The sequence below is a fragment of the Acaryochloris sp. CCMEE 5410 genome (genome assembly GCF_000238775.2).
Classification (GTDB): Bacteria; Cyanobacteriota; Cyanobacteriia; order Thermosynechococcales; family Thermosynechococcaceae; genus Acaryochloris.
The window spans coordinates 1,658,925-1,677,712 of record NZ_AFEJ02000001.1 but is presented as its reverse complement, the minus strand read 5'-3'; the positions used below and the strand labels follow the sequence as shown (position 1 = coordinate 1,677,712).

Annotated in this window: 16 protein-coding genes and 6 pseudogenes; 8 read left to right on the top strand and 14 right to left on the bottom strand. The window is 45.9% G+C overall.

Annotation, left to right across the window (positions count from 1 at the left end; all coding sequences use genetic code 11):
- The first annotated feature begins 555 nt into the window (after positions 1-555).
- From ON05_RS07375 to ON05_RS07365, 3 genes and pseudogenes are all read left to right on the top strand, one after another.
- On the top strand, positions 556-2,457 hold the full coding sequence (locus tag ON05_RS07375; protein WP_010472803.1) for a M48 family metalloprotease: 1,902 nt from the start codon (positions 556-558) through the stop codon (positions 2,455-2,457).
- Positions 2,458-2,600: 143 nt separating this feature from the next.
- Positions 2,601-3,458: pseudogene (locus ON05_RS07370) on the top strand (ISAs1 family transposase); the annotation flags it as partial.
- Positions 3,459-3,544: 86 nt separating this feature from the next.
- The gene (locus tag ON05_RS07365) at positions 3,545-3,751 is read left to right on the top strand and encodes a hypothetical protein (RefSeq protein WP_262562183.1); all 207 of its coding nucleotides are present in this window, start codon (positions 3,545-3,547) and stop codon (positions 3,749-3,751) included.
- 400 nt (positions 3,752-4,151) lie between these two features.
- Here ON05_RS07365 and istB read toward each other — a convergent pair.
- From istB to ON05_RS07340, 6 genes and pseudogenes are all read right to left on the bottom strand, one after another.
- Positions 4,152-4,881: pseudogene (istB, locus tag ON05_RS07360) on the bottom strand (IS21-like element helper ATPase IstB).
- A gap of 517 nt (positions 4,882-5,398) precedes the next feature.
- Positions 5,399-5,497: pseudogene (locus ON05_RS38450) on the bottom strand (hypothetical protein); the annotation flags it as partial.
- 103 nt (positions 5,498-5,600) lie between these two features.
- Entirely contained in the window at positions 5,601-6,224 is a 624-nt protein-coding gene (istA, locus tag ON05_RS07355) for an IS21 family transposase (protein ID WP_262561346.1), read from the bottom strand.
- Between the two features lie 603 nt (positions 6,225-6,827).
- Positions 6,828-7,066 (bottom strand): annotated as a pseudogene (locus tag ON05_RS38445) (DUF433 domain-containing protein); the annotation flags it as partial.
- 20 nt (positions 7,067-7,086) lie between these two features.
- Positions 7,087-8,082 (bottom strand): IS4 family transposase, encoded by a 996-nt coding sequence (locus ON05_RS07345; RefSeq protein ID WP_262561345.1) that lies wholly within the window; start codon positions 8,080-8,082, stop codon positions 7,087-7,089.
- A 388-nt stretch (positions 8,083-8,470) separates the two neighbouring features.
- Positions 8,471-8,935, bottom strand: coding sequence for a DUF4253 domain-containing protein (locus tag ON05_RS07340; protein WP_262561344.1), 465 nt, complete (start codon positions 8,933-8,935; stop codon positions 8,471-8,473).
- Positions 8,936-8,971: 36 nt separating this feature from the next.
- Here ON05_RS07340 and ON05_RS07335 point away from each other — a divergent pair, with 36 nt between their 5' ends.
- Both ON05_RS07335 and ON05_RS07330 read left to right on the top strand, forming a co-directional pair.
- A complete protein-coding gene (locus ON05_RS07335) occupies positions 8,972-9,358 on the top strand; it encodes a hypothetical protein (RefSeq protein WP_262561342.1) in 387 nt (128 codons plus the stop codon).
- Between the two features lie 20 nt (positions 9,359-9,378).
- Positions 9,379-9,519, top strand: coding sequence for a hypothetical protein (locus tag ON05_RS07330; RefSeq protein WP_262561341.1), 141 nt, complete (start codon positions 9,379-9,381; stop codon positions 9,517-9,519).
- Positions 9,520-9,624: 105 nt separating this feature from the next.
- Here the strand turns inward: ON05_RS07330 and ON05_RS07325 are convergent, their stop codons facing one another.
- From ON05_RS07325 to ON05_RS07310, 4 genes are all read right to left on the bottom strand, one after another.
- Complete coding sequence (locus tag ON05_RS07325) at positions 9,625-9,975, bottom strand: hypothetical protein (protein WP_262561340.1); 351 nt, start codon at positions 9,973-9,975, stop codon at positions 9,625-9,627.
- An 88-nt stretch (positions 9,976-10,063) separates the two neighbouring features.
- Positions 10,064-10,462, bottom strand: coding sequence for a hypothetical protein (locus ON05_RS07320; protein ID WP_262561338.1), 399 nt, complete (start codon positions 10,460-10,462; stop codon positions 10,064-10,066).
- Entirely contained in the window at positions 10,404-11,231 is an 828-nt protein-coding gene (locus ON05_RS07315) for a DUF4277 domain-containing protein (RefSeq protein WP_262561337.1), read from the bottom strand. Before ON05_RS07315 ends, ON05_RS07320 begins: the two co-directional genes overlap by 59 nt.
- 221 nt (positions 11,232-11,452) lie before the next feature.
- Entirely contained in the window at positions 11,453-11,797 is a 345-nt protein-coding gene (locus ON05_RS07310; RefSeq protein WP_262561336.1) for a hypothetical protein, read from the bottom strand.
- 32 nt (positions 11,798-11,829) lie between these two features.
- On the opposite strand from ON05_RS07310, the gene ON05_RS07305 reads away from it, so the two are divergent.
- Positions 11,830-12,210, top strand: a complete 381-nt coding sequence (locus ON05_RS07305; protein ID WP_262561334.1) for a hypothetical protein — start codon at positions 11,830-11,832, stop codon at positions 12,208-12,210.
- 35 nt (positions 12,211-12,245) lie between these two features.
- Here the strand turns inward: ON05_RS07305 and ON05_RS07300 are convergent, their stop codons facing one another.
- On the bottom strand, positions 12,246-12,629 hold the full coding sequence (locus ON05_RS07300; RefSeq protein ID WP_262561333.1) for a hypothetical protein: 384 nt from the start codon (positions 12,627-12,629) through the stop codon (positions 12,246-12,248).
- Positions 12,630-12,722: 93 nt separating this feature from the next.
- Positions 12,723-13,802: a methyltransferase domain-containing protein gene (locus tag ON05_RS07295; protein ID WP_262561332.1), complete on the bottom strand. Its 1,080-nt coding sequence runs from the start codon at positions 13,800-13,802 to the stop codon at positions 12,723-12,725.
- A 138-nt stretch (positions 13,803-13,940) separates the two neighbouring features.
- On the opposite strand from ON05_RS07295, the pseudogene ON05_RS07290 reads away from it, so the two are divergent.
- Positions 13,941-15,026, top strand: a pseudogene (locus tag ON05_RS07290) (ISAs1 family transposase).
- On the opposite strand, the gene ON05_RS07285 reads toward ON05_RS07290, so the two are convergent.
- Complete coding sequence (locus tag ON05_RS07285; protein WP_262561331.1) at positions 15,023-16,657, bottom strand: DEAD/DEAH box helicase family protein; 1,635 nt, start codon at positions 16,655-16,657, stop codon at positions 15,023-15,025. The pseudogene ON05_RS07290 and the gene ON05_RS07285 overlap by 4 nt on opposite strands.
- A 57-nt stretch (positions 16,658-16,714) precedes the next feature.
- On the opposite strand from ON05_RS07285, the pseudogene ON05_RS07280 reads away from it, so the two are divergent.
- Positions 16,715-17,742: pseudogene (locus tag ON05_RS07280) on the top strand (transposase).
- Positions 17,743-17,761: 19 nt separating this feature from the next.
- Here the strand turns inward: ON05_RS07280 and ON05_RS07275 are convergent.
- A complete protein-coding gene (locus ON05_RS07275; protein WP_262561330.1) occupies positions 17,762-18,787 on the bottom strand; it encodes a zinc-ribbon domain-containing protein in 1,026 nt (341 codons plus the stop codon).
- Position 18,788 lies beyond the last annotated feature (1 nt).

Here is an 18,788-nt window from a genome sequence, read left to right as displayed (position 1 = left end):
CTTAGATAAATTTCTGAAAGCTAGATCTAGAGTATTTCTCCCACCCTCAAGAATCTTAAACTCGCAAAACTTTTCCAGATCACGTATCTGCCAGACTGGGAGCATGTCACCTTTGCAGATGCACAAAATTTAGAATTAAAAATTTGGTGTCTGAAAGCAAGGCTAGCAAGGATTTCTGAGATGAGTATAAATACTAGCTTGCAAAGGTGACATGCTCCCTGCCAGACTGACTAGCAGAAGTACCTCAAAGCCCTTATTTTATGGTCTTTGAGAAAAGGGTTAAGCTACATATGAAGCTAGATTTAACCACAAATCAGGTTCAACCCAAATTTATCCTCAACAGTATAGCTTTTTGATATCAGAGTAAAAACTTCTTTGGGGCTTAATTCTTGAAAATTCTTGCAAAGCACAGCCATAGAACTTGATCCAACTATTTCATAAAAAAAATTATTGATCTAAAAAAATATGTTTTTGAAGTCAATACTAACGAAGGGCTAAACCTCAGTACATTGAACTTGTCATTTAGCCACTTCTTTACCCACACAATAATTTTTTATGGAACAAACTCAGGACCAGTTTGATGCACTTATTCGCCAATTTGAAGAGTTCTCTAAACGAGATCCAAAAGGTTACCGTCTGCGAGTGGGTTTATACGCAGCGTTAGGATATGCCTATATCTTTCTAATGCTAGCCGGGCTGTTGGCTTTGATGGGGGTCATTGTTTGGCTAATGGTGATCAGCAATAGATTAGATTCTAATGCCGTCAAACTCCTGATTGGATTAATTGCGATCACTGGTTTGATTCTAAAATCCTTATGGATTACCTTCCCTAAACCGGAAGGGGTGGCGTTAAATCGGGAGCAAGTGCCTCAACTTTTTGCATTGGTGGATAAGTTGACCCAAAAACTGCAAGCTCCCCGATTCCACAACATTTTTTTGAATGCGGAATTTAATGCAGCGGTTGTTCAAGTCCCTCGCTTAGGTATTTTGGGATGGCAAGAGAATTACTTACTGCTGGGCTTGCCCCTATTGCAAGCATTATCTTTAGAGCAATTTCAGGCAGTCCTTGCCCATGAGTTAGGCCATTTATCAGGCAACCATTCGCGATTCGCAGCTTGGATTTATCGCATTCGCAAAACTTGGATGCAAATTTACCAGCGATTACATGAGAGCGGACAAATAGGCTCGGAACTTTTCTTAAACAAATTTTTGAAGTGGTATTGGCCAACCTTTAATGCCTACTCATTCGCCCTTGCTCGCATCAATGAATACGAAGCAGATCAATGTGCAGCCCAGCTTATTGGTGCCCAAAGTATGGCTGAGGCGTTGATTCATGTGGAAGTTAAGGCCAAGTATCTAGACGAGTCCTTTTGGCCAGAGATTTATGACCAAGTAGGTCAGCAGCCGGATCCACCAACAAATGTCTATTCTTCCTTACTAAGATGTTTGCCCCAGCCCGTTGAAAAAACTCAGGGAAAAAAGTGGTTACAGGAAGGGTTACAAGTACGAACCCATAACGAAGACACCCATCCTTGCTTGGCAGATCGACTAGAATCCCTCGAATATCAGGCGTCTAATGCCAATCCTCTGTCTAGACTAGACCATCACCAAACCAGCGCAGCCCAAATGCTGTTGGGTAATACGCTCCAACAGTTTGTCCAACGTTTTGATCGAGATTGGTATGATGCTGCTGCAACACCGTGGCGACAACGTTTTGCCTATCTGTCAGATATTCAGGACAAGCTCAACTGTCTAGAGCAAGCGATTAAAACGCGCCGACTTACAGATCAAGAGGCTTGGGAACGGGCCTACTATACATTGGAAATGAGGGATGAGAATGAGGCATTGCCTTTACTGCAAGCGGTACTAGAAAGACAACCTGATCATGCTGCAGCTAACTATGCCCTTGGTCAAGTACTGCTGAAGAAGGAAGATGCTGCAGGTATCACTTGTCTTGAAAAAGCGATTGACCAGAGGATCGATTGGGTGATCGATGGCTGTGAGTTGTTATACAATTTCCACCTTAAGCAAGAGCAGGCTGAGCAAGCCCAAAAGTACCTAGAGCGCGCTGAACAACATCAACTATGCTTACAAAAAGCCCAAACCGAAAGGGCTACAGTCTCTGAGCATCATCAATTTAAACCCCATACTCTAGATCAGTCCGAAATCGATTCATTGATTCAACAGGTGCAGACTTATCCTCAGGTAAAAGAAGCCTATCTGGTCGAGAAAGTTGTTGAGATGTTTCCAGAAGAGCGGTTTTGCATCATGGGTGTGGTTCGCAAACGAGAGTTGTTTGAAAGTGAAACGGCTGCAAACAAATTAATTGAACAATTAATAAATAACCTGCAGTTTACGACAGAGGCTTATATCATCATTCTGAATCATCCTCAGTCTGGAAAATTAGGCAAGAAGATCCGCCAAATTGAACAGTCTCTCCTGTTTCGTCGGAAGTAGCTCTCTCCCTAAATAGCTGAAGCGTAATAGATTCCCAGCCTATGTAGAATACTTCTCCAGGGCAACCGCACATAGAAGTTAACAAAGTAGTCGAATAGGAAGAGGTCGGAGGATAATGCCTCAAAAGCAACACTCAGCAAGCCATGACATCCTCCCCCTTTGCCTCAATTATTGAACACTTCAGCGACCTAGACGACCCACGAGCAGCCCATCGCATAGAGTATCAGCTAGAAGACATCGTCATCATCACCCTATGTGCCGTCCTTTGTGGAGCGGATAATTGGGTGGAGGTGTCCAATTATGGTCGTTCCAAAGCCCAGTGGTTAAAGCAATGGCTAGCATTGCCAAACGGCATTCCCTCCCATGACACCTTCGAATGGGTCTTTGCCAGATTGAAACCTCAACAATTGCAGCAATGCTTTCTCAATTGGACTCAAGCGATCTATAAATTGAGCGAAGGGGCACTTGTTGCCATTGATGGTAAGACGCTGCGCGGAGCATTTGCGCCAGGTGAGCAGCGCAGCTTGATTCACATGGTCAGTGCATGGGCGAGCCACAATCATCTCGTTTTAGGTCAACGAACCGTTGATGAGAAATCCAATGAGATTACGGCTATCCCTGAATTACTGAAAGTTTTAGATCTAGAAGGAGCATTGGTCAGTATTGATGCAATGGGCTGTCAAACAGCGATTGCTGAGACGATTATTGAGGGCGAAGGTGATTATGTGTTGGCCCTCAAGGCAATCAAGGGGATTTATATACCGATGTAGTGCAACTGTTTGAGCATGCTTGTCAGACTCAATTTCAGGGATTGAGCATGATAGCTATCAACCGTCGAGAAAGGGCATGGGCGAATTGAACATCGTACCTATTGGACAATGGGGCAAACCGATTACTTACTGGGGGCTGAGCGTTGGGCTCAATTGAAGTCGATTGGGTGTGTTGAATCGTGTCGTCGTCAGCCAGGACACCCAGGAACACTTCAGCAGCGCTATTACCTTTTGAGCATTGAGAGTGATGCACAACGGTTTGCCGATGCTGTGCGCTCTCATTGGGGATTGAAAATCAGTTGCACTGGATTTTGGATGTGGGCTTTCGTGAAGATAAGCTTCGGGCTTGTCAGGGATACAGTGCTCAAAACCTGTCTGTTATTCGTCATATTGCTGCTAATTTGCTGCAGCAAGAGTCAACTGCGAAATGTGGGGTTAAGGCAAAACGGCTCAAGGCGGGTTGGGATGACGAATACTTGCTCAAACTCCTCAGCGCTGCTGACAAGGTTATACCTTCTTCATGAAGAACTATGTGCGGTTGCCCTGAATACTTCTCTAATTTTATTGACTAATTTTCAACCTACATCTTGAACTCGAAGCAAATCAAGATTGGGGTGACGGAGTAGTAGACCCCGAGCAATGTCACCGTTGAAGTATTCGTCACTCAACAAGCACAGCATCTCTGCTTTTATCTATGCCTTACCCACAAGTCCTGAAGTACTTACCAGCAAAAGACTTGAGGTGAGTATTGGATGTCAACCCCATAGGCGATGTCGCGACAACCAAAAGTCGGATCAGCCCCTAAAATTGAACCGTATTATTTGGCGCACACCTCCTTTGCGCTAGCTCTTTTTCAGACCTAACACGACACTTTCAGATCAAAACGACAACCCGTGATCGAAATGACAACCTGTGATCGCTCGATTATTTGGACTGAGATTTTTGAGGTTGAGACTGAGTTTGAGTAGTCCTCTGAGTCGCTGATTTACGTCGATAACTATCGGCTTGAATTTCGATAATCAAACCGTGATGAATTAAGCGATCAATGGCAGCCACCGCCATCATCGAATCAGTAAAGATGTCGTCCCACTGGCTAAAGGGTTGGTTGGCTGTAATCAACAAACTCTTACGTTCATAGCGATGCGCAATTAATTCAAACAGAACGGATGTTTCCGCTTCCGACTTTTTGCAATAGCCCAAGTCATCCAAGACCAATAGATCATAGCGGTCCAGTTTTTGAGCACCGGATGCAGCTGCAGTTGGAGCTTAGCCTGTTGCAATTGTTGGACCAATGCATTGGCTGCAAAGAACTTCACCCGTTTACCAAACTCCAGCATCTTTTGGGAGACCCCAGTAGCCAAATGTGTTTTTCCAACGCCCGAAGGCCCCAGAAGGAGGCAGTTCTCGGCCCGCTCCAACCACCCTGGATCTGCGGCTAATTGCATTAAGGGAGCTGGATTGAGCTGGGGGCAATGGCTAAAGTCAAAGTTGGTAAAACTTTTGCGTTTGGGAGTCTGGCTTCGGTGAGAGCTCGCTTTAGACGAGCTTGTTCTCTTCGTTGAGTTTCCGTTTCGCACAAGGCCAGTAAGAATTCCGCATAGGACCAGCTTTCCTGCATAGCTTGGGATTCGATAGATTCCCAATGGGTCAGCATGTGGGAGAGCCTGAGCTTTTTTAAATAGAGGCTCAGGTGTTGGTAGGGGCTTAGCGGGGACTGAGTAGGAGGGGAGGAGTTTGTCATAAAGGTCGAGGGAATGTTGTTCAATGCTGAGGTCAGGAACCTGCTTCATCTGAGGAGGCTCAAACTGCTTTTTCAGGCGATTGAGGGTGAGACTGGACGCCTGGAGTTGCTGCTGTAAGTATGCTGCTACGGCCTGCTCTTTATCTTGAACTGCAGCAATATAGAGACCTTCAACGATGATTTTGGCAGCCTGCTCCAGGTCAAATTGAGCTTTGAGCTGTTTCCAAATTTGGCGGTATTCAGGATTGGGAAGTAGGTCTGATTGCCAGGTGCAATAGATAAAAGCACGAGGCTTCAATCGCATTGAACCAATCACATGGCGATAGTTGATGCAACGGTCTCGACGTTTGCCTTTGCCACTGACGCGTTTTCTTGGCAGTTCCACAACCGGGTGTCGTTCCAGATAGCCGACAATCCGGTCGTGGTATAGATGCAGTTCCAATTGACGGCCAATTAGCCGAGAAGGAACGGTGTATAGAATGCAGCGGACATCAATGGTGCTGCGTTTGCTGACTTTGGCCGTGAGCACTTCATAGTCAGGGGTTCGATATTTAGGTAAGGGTTGCAGATGCTCTTTTCCTGCTCATACTTGGTTTGGCACTGCTGATTTAACTTGGCGACCTGTGCATCAATCAAGGCTTGATATTCAGCAACGCTCGTAAATCTGCACTGCCGCGCAGATAGATCGCCTGCTTAATTCGGTTCTTCAAATGACCATGGGGAGACTCGATTGAACCGTTTTCATGGGCTATACCTTTGTTGTTACGAGTGGGTTCTAGCCGATAGTGGTCACACAGTTCGTCGTACAAACGCGTGAGATTTTTGGACCGACGGCCGCCCATGTTGCGATAGGCTGCACTCAAACTATCGGTACGATGCTGTTTAGGAACACCTCCACAGGCTTCAAAGGCATTTTGTAATCCTTCTGAAAGGGCGACAAAGCTTTCGCCTCCTTGGATAATCTGGGCATATCGCCAGCCGCTATATCCCAGACGGTAATGGTATATCAGATGCTCAAACGGTTTACCGGCAATGGTAATCGTGATGCCCTTGAGTTCTGTAAAATCGGAGAACCCTTGTACCCCTGGTTCATGACGTAGTTCAAACATCACTTCAGGGCTCGGACCATGCAAGGCTTTCCACGTTCTTACCCGACGTTGCAGGGTCCGCAGGACTTGGGGATACTGGCCTGGATATTTATCCTGCAGATACTCGTACAGGGTCATGGGTTTGAGGCGCGGATCTCGACGCAGCATTGGCTCTAGCTCGTCTTCCCACACATCCGCCAAGGGTCAGGGACGGTGCGTTGGTCCTGCATGCGGCCGCGATTAGGTTGATGGGTACCGGCCTCAATTCGTTGGCCGGTTCGGGGGATATTTCGGCAATGTAAGCTGCATCAGCTTGTTTCAAGCCGAGGTCTCTTCCGTTCATATAAACACGAGTATGATAGGAATCAATTGTTTTGTTAGGCACTTGTACAGCCCTCTATCGAATGGGGATGTTAAAAGTGTCTTTTTTCTTGAGATTAAATTCTAGAAACGCGATCTCACACATCGTTTCTAGAGAATTGAGATTTTGTTTTATCCCTCTCAGGGGATGGCTGGTTTCTTCATAGCTATAGCCGACACGACATCGTCATTAATCCGTCAGCTCGATTGTCGTCTAATAGGTGAGCTAACCCCCCTTATTCTTTGCCCCAGAGAATGCCTAGTGGGCACGGCGAGGAGGTTGAACCCCTATTCTGTCGTTGACGATGCTGTGGAAAAGGCCAATCTACGGGATATTGAAACATTTGTCTTAGCACCAAAAATGCTTCTGCATATGCGTTTAATCCACTTGTGGGTAAGGCATAGCTGCTTTTATGGATTCTGTTGGGAGAGCAAATGAGGACGGATAGAACTCAATCCGGGCTGAATAGTGGATAAACGCTGTTGTAAAGATTCAGCTAATTGTTCTCTTTGTTTTAAGTCCGTCTCTACTGTTTTTTTGATGACGAAGATAATAACCGGATTGTGTTGTCAATATCGGACAAGGATAGGGTGGAATACCGATGAAAAATGGATTCAGGAGACGCACCATCCTGAAAGGCCCGAATGACCTGCAGGGGCGACATGGCAACTATACCCCAGCACAGACAAGCTCCATCGCTCTCATCCCCCGTTGATATTCAGGTAGCTTATTGGGAGAGAGTTTCATCAGCTCATCCACCAATCGAGCTAGAACTCCATCCCCTGTTATCGCCCACAGATGAGCAGAGAGTCCGACTCGGAATGCACTATGACGCTTGTTCGGTGAGGTGGGAGATTCGGGTCTAGTAATGTAGCGCTGGAGTCCTTTTTGCTTAAGACTTTGCCCTTGCAGGGCTGCACTGGTATAGGCAATGGCAATCAGAATGACAATCGCAACCAAACGCTCTTCCATCGCTTGAGAGCCTTCGAGGCAATAGCCTCCCTGTTTGAAGTCGCGGAACATTTCTTCGATACAGAAGCGTTTTTGATAGCTGACGATAGCGCTGTTGAGGTCACAGAAGTTCGTGAGGATAAACCAGGCTTCATCAGGCGCAAAGCCGTGATAGCGTCGTTTCCATTTGGCGGCCACATTGAAGTGTCCAAAGCCTTTAGCCTGAGTGACGCGTACATCATTGAGAAACAGCTTTTGACCAGGGGCAAGGCCAAACTGTTGAAGTTGTTGAGTAAACTGCTGGTCCATAGACACTTCGGTATTCTGCTTGAGGCGCAGACAAAAGTGGACCTTCTGTTGAGCTAACCACTGTCCGAGCTTGACGGAACAAAACTCTCGGTCACCGAGGATAACCAGACGATAGGCGGATAAATGGCGAATGACGTTGCTCAAAATAGCCGTTTGCTCGTCATAGTTGCTGCTGCCCTTTTTAGCGAGCGCTTCACACCATATGGGAATAGCGCGATGTTGCCAGACCACGCTCACCATCAATAGATTAATCACACCCCAACTGGTACGGTCGATGACGACATAAAGCTGGGAGCCTTGAGGGTACTGCTTGCTCAGCCACAGTTCAACCAGCGGTAGCCAAAGCGTTTCAAGTTCAAGGGTCGGTAAGGAGAAGAACCGTTGTATTTTTTCGGCGACTCTCAATAGAATCGGCAGTGGCAGTCCTTCTGCTAGGGTCTCGATTTTGACACAGCGAAGCGTTTGTAAAGATGAACCAGAATCTCAAGGAGAAGATACTGGGCAGGAGACAGTTGACGGCGTAAATGGGGTTGGTATAGTGGCAATATCATTGTCAATAAGGTGAGCTGGAGAGACATCATTTGCAGCCCATCTTTTTTCTTATTTATCTGGTTATTGCACAAATAGCAAAGGGGCAGCGGGCATGTCGCCCCTTCAGCCGAATGACGATCTCTAGCAGTACTCGTGAATTTCCCATTCGCACGGATCCAGTTTCATCTTCATGGAGAGGGGGTACTTCACGCTCTAAAACTTACTCAAAAGATTCAGAATTAGCGATCGCAAAACGTCTCACCTAATCCCACCAGAATCCCACAGCCATATTCCGCTCTAAATAATCAACTAAGTCTTCTACGGTTTGCTCGTCCATTGCTTCTGCAAAATCTTCCATAGTGGCCCCTTCCCCTAATGGTGGTCCCACATATCCCTGATCCATCAAGTCAGGACAAAAGTCATAAACGTCTTCTGCAAAGGCTAATCGGTCCTCGGGCAGGGTTTTGAAGGCCAATTCTAGAGTGTCTCCTCCTCCACCCATGATTTCAAAGTCGCAGAGCTTTTCCCAGGCGCGTAGCTTATCGATAATATCGGCGTTACTCAGTTCGTAGTTCCCGGCAGCAGTACCGAAAAATTGAACGATTTGGAAATGGTCGTCTAGTTTAACCACCCCAATCAAGGATCTTTCGGCTGAGTTACCCAATGATTCTTCAAAGGGGCGTAAGCACAGAATCGGGGATGTATGGCTCAAAGAAAAACGGGTCAAGGACAATAGATCCTGTACCCGAATCAAAAACTTGTCATGAGCCTAACATCGCAATTGCCAACCGTACTAGAGCATCACGAATTTCTAGAACAGGTCGAAGCACTCAAAGAAGCACCCAGCCTGAGTCAGATGGTTTATATCGTTCTGCAAATGGGTTTGTTTTTGGCTCGCTGGCTTCTGGAGGATGAACTCTCACGGCGAGCAAAAACAGTATTGGAATGGCCGAGGTGTCCCACTTGCGGAACCCGCTTGCACTCGAAGGGATGGGAATCTCGTCAGATGCAGACACTGGTGGGAATATTGCCTGAAAGCGACGGGTGGGTCGTTGTCCCCACAGGTGTCCAGGTAGTCTATCCGCTCCTTTGGATCAATCCATTGGGATTACCTCCTATCAGCACAGCAGTGAAGAATTGGTTCGTCTAGGCTGCTTGTTAAGTCTATTTATGCCCTATGAACTGGCCAGTTGGATGCTGAGTCAGTGGAGTGGTTTATCCGTCAGCTCATCAAGCTTGTGGAGTTGGGTGCAAGTCATGGGCAACAAAGCTTATCACGGTCGGTTCGCCCCTTCTTGTAGAGAGAAATAAATTAAGTCTTATGCTGTATGGGATGTGGCAGGTATAGAGATTCTGGCATTTTCATCAGCCGAAGAATCTGCTTTTGAAGATCAGATAGAGGCGTTATGAAGCGTGTCAGGTCTGGCAATAAATAGAGTGTGATTTGGTCAAACGCCTTAAAGAGTTTTCAGTAGAAGGTCGTTGGGTCGCTCGCTTAGGATTTCCATCGTAGAGCCCTGCTAGGGATTCCTCAGCAGCTTGTAATGCGCGCCGCACAACAAATTCAACCAGGGTAAATGCTTTTAATGCTAGCGTCAGCAAGAACATCAACCGACAATTCGATTTTGGTTTTGAAATAGATCGGCAACGCGGGTAGCCGCCCCCGCTTGAAGCGATGAAACCCCGTTCAACTAGCCACTCCTCTCGATAGTAGAGGACAGCTTGAGGTAGAGGAAGTTGAGAGATGGGGGCATTAGTGACATACAAGCGCCATCCCGCCAATTGCTTGGCTTGTTCAATCGCATCAGTGTCCCGCTCAATGTGGAGGTGAAGTCGGATCTGTGTAACCTCCTTTTCACTGAGTTACGGATGGGTCTACCCGGTCCCATATAACGGTTTGAGTATCCGTCTCTACATTCAGGGATACGCAGAAGAATTCCTTCACACGGTGACGTTTGAGAATAGCTTCTACCTTTAGATTGAGTTCCTCTGGCTCTTTGCCTGGTTTTGCCGCTAGCTTATCAAGTGCGTTCTGGGCTCGTTCAAGCCGCTGCTGCAGACCCTGAATCTGCGCTGCCGCAAAACTCTGGGAGTAAACGACCAGATAACGTTCATGCCACTGCACCCATTCTTGAGTGTCTGGATGATACCAAAACTGACCGAGTTCAACCTCAAATCCTTTCCCAACTGCAGCTTCATTCGCATCTTGGGTCGGCAGACGAATCTCTGTACTCGGACTGGGTGGGTTGAACACCCATTGTTTTAGCCAGGACGGATGTTGTCCCGTCATGGGTACAGGAAACAATAGATTCCTCCCTCTGAAGCAATTTGAGCACGGGTCGCAATCGCGGCAGCTTTGCAATCTGCCAAAAGACAAAGTGCTTGTGGCCAATAACTTGAGCCATTTGCTGCCAGGTGGGCCAATACAATGGGTCATCTGCTCCATTACCAGGAAGCGTTGCACTGACTAACGGAATCCCTGCAGGGTCAAGGGTGCCTAGCAGTTGACGGTACTGAAGCAAGTCAGGGCGTTTATCTTTGGAGTACCCAAAACGGAGCAGACTCTCTTCAGCAGATTCATCTGAGCGATGATGCACACTAAAGCTGGTTGTATCTGCCCTAGCAACCTCTGTCGGTAATTCATAGGCTCGAATCACATGCTGACCAAGGTTCACCTCAATCTGGCGACAAGCTTCTTCCGCTTGGCCAACTTCTTCCACCATCCGGGCCAGACGATCATCGGTTGCATCCTTTTCCCCTATGCCCCAACCAGTGGCCAACTCCAATATCTGACGGTGTGATGTCACCCACGATTCTGCGCCACACAAGCGATGATCTGCTTGAGTCATGATGTAGGTCAACAGCAATACGCTCAATTGACCATAGCTCAATCCTTTACGGTTTCCGTGAGGTTGTTTGAGTTCTTGATCCATCCATTCGACAATCTGCATCTGCTTGAGCCATTCGACGATCAGGGGAATATCATCAACCCGCTCTGAACTGATTTGCACAGCGTCACTCATATACTGAAGGCTCCATTCATTGCTCTGTAGCCTACTGCACTAGCCCATCTCTCCTGTTTGCCTGTTTCGATTGCTCTATGCCTAGCCTCCCAAATCGTTAATTTATTTGGGTTCCCCAGAATAAGCGAACGGGCCGTTATCAGGAGCTAGAGACTCAACTCAAAGCTCAAGCCTCAGGTGACCAGACTCCTTGTGAAGCGATTTCAGAGGTGTTGTCTGCTCTACCTTTGGCCATTGCTGCTGACGGTGTGATGGTGCCCTTTCGCCCCACCCCGAAAACCCCAAGGGAAAATCCAGTGGCGAGAAGTCAAAGTTGCTATCTTAGCCCGCCTAGGAACACGGGGCACCCGAGCACAAAAGCGTGTCCCCCAACTACTACGTCGAAGACTGGTGGCAGTATTGGGCGATATCGACCAGTTCATCCCCTTACTGCACCTCGAAGCCCGCAAACAAGACTTTGAATCGGCCCCAAGCGTCATCTGGTTGAGTGATGGGGGCGAGGCTTCTGGCGAGTCTACCGCACCTTGTTCTCTCACTGTGCTGTGGCAGTTCTCGATTTCTTTCATGCAGCAGGCCATCTTGCACGAGCAACAAAGCGATGTTTGGGGATGCTCGCTCTGCTCAAGCCCAAGCCTGGTTTCGGCGCTGGCGACACCAATTGCGACATGGGCAACACCTATTAGTATTGCGGTCCTTGACGATGTTGATTCACTCACAATTGTTTACGGGCAAATCTTTTACGACGTTGCTCCAGGTACAGGCTTATTTCCAGCGCCATCTGCGACACATCCAATATCGCCACTTTGAACAACTACAGATACCGCTGGGGTCAGGAATGGTCGAAAGTGCTTGTAAGTGGCTGATTCAACAGCGCTTTAAGGGGTTGGTATGCGCTGGAGTGAGGATGGTTTCAATCATCTACTCATGCTGCGGCTTGCCTGGGTCAATCAACGGTTTGACTCCCTATTCCCAGGGGTAACCATTCCGAAGTCTAAGGCATCCCCGATCCATTAGCTACGCCCCTTCAAAGTCTTCTTTGAGGAGTTCTTCTCGCCGTTGGAAATCTAGCGTGATTGGCATATAGCCTTTGGGAAGCTTGGATCGTAGTCTGAGGATTACTGAGATAGCGTCAGGGGTATTCACTTCAAAAAAAACGCCATCAAGCTGCAATTTGATAAAGCGATCGCTACCCGTTCCCTCTAATTCAACATTTTTTTGGATCTGGACAGTAGGGGGTAAGTTTTGTTCGAGCTGAGCGAAGACTTCTTCATACCAGTATTGAATTAGTTCCAGCTTCTTCAAGAGTGTTGGAGACTCTGATCCGATTATGGAGAAAATCCCAGGCTCAAAATCAATTTGGGTTGCAACTTCTTGCATTTCTTTGGAGGATAAAGGCATGGATTCAGATCCAACCAAAAATAAGTAGCCTCATAAATCATGCGAAATACATGACCTTAATCACTCTATCGACTTGGTGACCTTATCGATACATTAAAGATTTACTGCAATCTGTGCATAATCAATTTCCTCAGTCTTTATAGCTCGAACATATCTAAACTTCCATCTTTCCGAACTTTCGATGATCTTAAATCCTGCATGCTCAAGACCTTGAATAAATCCTTGAAGATCTTTAAAGTGAGAACTCACTTCATATATTAATAATTGTCCATCAAGCTTCAGTGTCCGGGTTGCTTCTCGAATGTAATCAGAAATATTGCGGCCCATTAGTGAAAGATTAAAGAGGGCAACATCTAAATAAGCGTCCTCTAATGGCACATTTGCCATATCGCATTCAATAACTGAATCATTGATTGCGACAAAATCAAAATTATGAATTGTATGTAAATCTGATATCTCTTTTGCAATCAGTGCTTCTCCACAACCAAAGTCAGCAACTATCAAATTAGAACGGTTTTGAAGCCATTTGATCGTTTCTTTATAAGGAATCACGTTCCAATCTTGTCGAGCTTGCTGATAGAGGGTGTGATATTGCATCCACTCTTCAGGATTACGCTGCAGTCGCCCAAAATTCGTATGACTATAGCTATTACTCCACCGCGCACTCATACGGCTAAAGTCTCCATATCGGGCTAGACGGCGATGGACTTCGCCTAGATTTTCATCTGGAAGTGGGACAAAGATCTTTGGTCTAGTAATCGATTTTTGCTCACCTATCTTAAGACGCTCAAGCCATTTGCGTAGGTCGCGGAAGGCCTGCGACTCAGTGCGTAATTGTCCTTCGGGCATCACACCATCGACAGCTGCATCAGCAACAGTCTGTTTATTTTGCAAACGCGCTAGACGCCCCTCATCCCAACTCCAATGTTCGCCATCATCTATCCCATAAGTGACAGGCATAATAATAGAGAGAGTATCGTGGGATTGACCTTGTCTATTTAATCGGCCTTCAAGCTGTTCCAGTTCGGCACTTGTCCAAGGTGGAATATTCAGAATCAATCGATCACAGACTCTTTGAAAGCCGTCTACACCAGTAGCCATAGCGCTACTAGCGATCAAAATATCAATAGAGCCATCTATAAACTCATTACGCCCGCTTTTATTGCCACCCATATGAAAGCCAACTGTCCATCCGGCAGCCTCAATTGCTTCTGAAAGTTGATTGACAATGCCTTCAACATAATGCAGGGTTGTTTTACGTTCCTCCTAGAAAAAATAGGATGGTTCTACTGACCAACAGTAGAGAGACCGATGAGCCATCTAATCGATACTTTGAAGCAAGTCCCGGATTTCCGCAGTGCCCATGGCCGTATTCATCCGTTATGGCTGCTGTTGCTATTGATGGTGATGGGCATGCTTGCTGGATATCAAGGGTACCGTCCGTTAGAAACCTTTGTGAGCGATTATCGCCAGCCTTTAAGTGAGCTATTGGGGCTTGAGAGCCTCGAAGTTCCGTCTCACTGTACCTTTCGTCGAGTGATGAAGGGTCTTGACTTCCAAGCGTTGAGCCACCAATTTGAAGCATGGATGCTCTCGAAAGCCCAGACTCACTCTCCCGATAATTATGCAGCCTCCATTGATGGCAAACGGATTCGTCAGGGGCTGACAGATGCCAAGGGAAGCAGCGTTTGTGGGCTTGGTGAGTTTATTTGCGGTGGAAGCAGGCATCACCCTCAAGCTCGAAGCCCTCACTCAGGAGGATAATAGCGAAATCAAAGTCGTCCAGGCACTGTTGGAAACCCTTCAACTCGATGGCTTGCTGATTACCATGGATGCCTTACACGCCCAAAAAACACTTGAGAAGATTGTGGCCTCGGGTAACGACTATCTTGTGGCGGTCAAATCCAATCAGGGAAGACTTTACGACCACCTCCAGACTTACTTTGAGTGTCTTAAACCCATGGCTGAGCACATCCACTCCGCCCAAAGTAGAGGACGAGATGAACATCGGTGTATACAGGTTTATGAGCCTGTCGGCATAGCCCTACAAGAATGGGAGGCAATTCGCTCTGTGCTTTGTGTCCAACGATGGGGCACTCGCAAAGGAAAGGAGTATCACAATACGGCCTATTACATCAGTTCAGCTGCCACCTCACCCCAGCATTGGCAATCTCTGGTCCGAGAACATTGGGGCATTGAAAATCGGTTGCATTGGCCGAAGGATGTTGTTTTGGCGAAGATGATTATCGACTCGAAGATGAACAAGCACTGCTCAATTGGTCAGTGCTTAGAACTATTGGGATTAATATCCTGCGGCTAAACGACTATCAATCCCTCAAAACCGCGATGACTAAGCTGGCTAATCGGGTCGATATTATTTTTTCGCTGCTAACTTAAAACAGCCCTGCAACATAATGTGTATAAACAATTGTTTTTGGTCGAAGCTCATCAAGGATTGTAGGTATTCTGGCGCGAGTCAGAATTTGCTCCATCTTCAGAATAGAAGTTCCTTCTTCTCTAATTTCATCAATTAGATGACTACATTCAACTGGAATAGTTCTTCGACTAATTTTGATTCTTGGTTTTACCCTAGAACGAATCCCCAAAGTTACGAATGCTTGGTGCAGGCGCATACAATTGTTAATTGTGGCTCTTTCACCTAAATCAACCCTTTCAAGTCCTGTGACTAGCTCAACTAAACTCTTACCTTCCTTTAAGTTATTGATAACTGGTGTTGCACTCATACCCAAAACATGAATATCAGAATTCTGTTTGGCAGCATTTGAAATTAGTGCTAGTACCATTTGGCGACGTTTTGATGGATTATCACCTCTTTGTTTACAGCGATGAATTTCATCGACGATGATTAAATCAATCTTGAATCTGTCCAGTAATTGACGAATATTAATCGCTGTTGAAGGTTGCTGGAACCTCTCATGATTCAAAATAATATAATGATGTCCGTTTTCAATATCTGACCAATGAGGATTGAAATTCTTTATGGTCACTCGACTATCAGAAAAGACATGCTTAATTTCTCCATGCCAGTTGGGGATAGTATCCAACGGACAAATGATGACTGTAAGATGAGCATCAATAATTCGACTACTTAAAATTCCACCGATTGTTTTTCCCGTCCCGGTCAATGAGAGATTCAACATCCGCTGCTGGCTACGCAATCTTACTGCAGCCAGCTTCTGCATCAAATTGGGTGGAGTAATTTTTCCATTGATGCGAAAAGACCAGCCAGAGGGAATATTCAGATCTCGTGCTTGATTATATTCGTCAAGAAATTCATCTCTGACTTGACGTCCATAGCCTTCATCGGTGAACTCTTCTATACCGTCAACCGCTGATTCATCCTCAAAAACCTCAGCCCAGATACGATTACGTCTTGAGGCAATAAAAAAGTCAACTGCTTCTTGGTCTGCTGAAGCAACAATTTTACTACTCAAAAACTCTAAACTTCTCTGAACCTTAACCTTTGGTAATTCATGAAGAGAAGCATCATTGTCTGTTCCAGCGGAGTTCTCATCATTTGAAAATTTAGATGTTTCGCTAGTGGGTGTTGACTCTGCATCAACCACCTGTAGCTCAGCATCAGTCATTAGCTCATCATCAGAACTGACTTCATTCTCCTGAGAAGCTGGTACTCCTTGAGTAAAGGAACGAAGTTTCTGACCAGAAAGTTTACCCTTGATGATACTCTTAACGATTTTGAGCCCTTGAGAATTTTTGCTTTCTAAAACGCCTGACTGCTCAAAGATTTTATAAAGCTCAGCTTGAGTGAGATTAGGGATATGTTCTTCTAAACTAGAAACAAACTGGCGAATTACTTCTAATGTCCATCCTGAACCACAGCGAGCACAACCATTATTGCCTAGCGACCAAGAGCTTTTTGAAATCCCTCCAATTCTTGTCTCCCATTCATAGCCATCCTCAGGACATTTAAACCAAGCTAATTTATTACTTCCACAAGAAATCTCATTGGGATCAAGGTCCAAAATAGAATTCCAGGACTTACGCATTGACACGGGTTTTATTTTGTGGGTTGAAAGATAAAGGCCGTTAATGTTCTCCCTCTGTTGCGAATACCCAGCAAGCCTTCAACTGCTCAGTGCACCCAAGACCTTTATGTCCGCTATCTCCTAGCTCAACCCCAAGGAGATGGATGCAGCCATATGGCAGAAATCCTCAAAGATGTTTCTCACGACAGCATCAACCGCTTTTTGCTTCGAGAACGCTATGAGCCCAAAGATCTATTTGATTTACTTGCAGACAATGAATGGATTGAGCTGACCGGAGGCGTTTGAGTGCTGATGATACTGTTCTTGAGAAACTCTACAGCAACCCCAAGAAAATGGACCTGTTGGGATATTACTGGAGTAGCAAACATAGCAAACCGATTTGGGAATCCCCTTAATCACCCTGTACTACACCAGTCCCAATGGCTTGAGAGTCCCCATTAACTATCGTATTTATGACAAACAGGAGGGCAAAACCAAGAATCAATATCTCCAGGAAATGCTCCAAGAGGTTTTAGCTTGGGGCTTCGACCGACGACCTTCACCAGCGATGCTTGGTATGCATCCAAGGCCAATCTCAATTTACTCAAAGACGTGCAATTGGGATTCCTGGTTGGTGTTGCCAAAAATCGACAGGTGCGATTGGGCCAGAGCCAGTATCAACGCGTGGATACCCTTGTCATCCCTGAACAAGGATTACATGTTTACCTCAAAGGGGTGGGCATCGTGAAGGTTTTTGCCAGCGATTCAAAAACGAATCGTGTCGCTATTACCTTCTGTATGCGCCAGACCCGAAGGAGCTTGCTATTGCAGGTAAAGCTGAGTTTGAGCATTTACACACACTCCACTGGGGCATTGAATGCTTTCATCGTGCAGGCAAACAATTGTGTGGACTTCAGCGGTTTCGTGTGCGTTTAACTGAGGCTGTTCATACCCATGTGTTTTGTGCTCTTAGGGCTTTTGTGGAGCTGGAATTACAAGTTTGGCACCAACAGATAGACAACTGGTATGCCCTACAACGCAAGTTATATCAAGAGGTTGCTCGACAATTCATTCTTGAACAACCACTGCTGGGATGGCTCTCTTGAACATTGGGGGTAATTTCTGTCAATGCGTTAGTCCTGAATTCTTCTCATAGTCCCAATATTTGCTAACGAAATCAGGATATGTCTCCAAAAGGCTTAACTGTTTTTTATAGGTGCCTAATCTTCCAGCACATTTAGGACATCCACTATTACCCTTTCTCCAAGACAATCTAATTGAAGCAAGCTTAGTAACCCATTCATATCCATCATCTGGACATTTAAAGAAGGCTTCTTTTTGGGATCCACTAGTCAGCTTCATTGGATCTATCCCAAGCTCATTATTTGTTTCAAAAAGCCAGTATTTTTCAACTTCTTCGGCAAACTCAATAGATATAGGTTCTCTACGCTTCCACTTACCTCGCTTGCGATCAGAAGTTCCATTGCAAATACGACAACCAGCATTATCCTTTGACCATTGCTGCGTAACCGTAGATGCGACGATTGCTTCCCATTCATTACCGTCAATTGGACACTTAAACCATGCCTTCCTATTGCTTCCAAGAGATATCTTTTCAGGATCTAGACCTAATTCAGAATTTTTAGTATAGTCCCAATATTTGCCAACAAGTTTTGGATAAGCTTCAGCTAAAGCGGGCTGTTTTTTCAGTTTCTTACTTTTTCCTGCACATTGAGGACATCCACTGGCACCGTTTCTTAGCCAGCTATATCTTGTTATTTCAGAAGGCTTTTTCTTCCAGGAATGTCCATCGATAGGACACTTGAACCAGATATAATGCTTCGTACTACCAGCCAGAACCTCTCCTGGTTTTAGATCCCCATTTTTTTCATAATCCCATAGCGCAGCAACTCTCTCTGGGTATAATGCTGCCAGAGTCCGAGAGTAAAACTTCTCTTTAGCTTTCTCTTTTTTAGCCTGCTCTAATGCTGCTTTCTCTTCTCTCTTTTGCTCTAGATATTCTTTAAATTCAGGATTGGTTTTCAGGATCTGCCTTACCCTCTCTTTACTGACTCCAAATTCATCTCCAATTTTTTGGTAACTTAGACCTTGTTTGTAAAGCTTTAGAAATTGGTTACCCCTTTCCGGCACT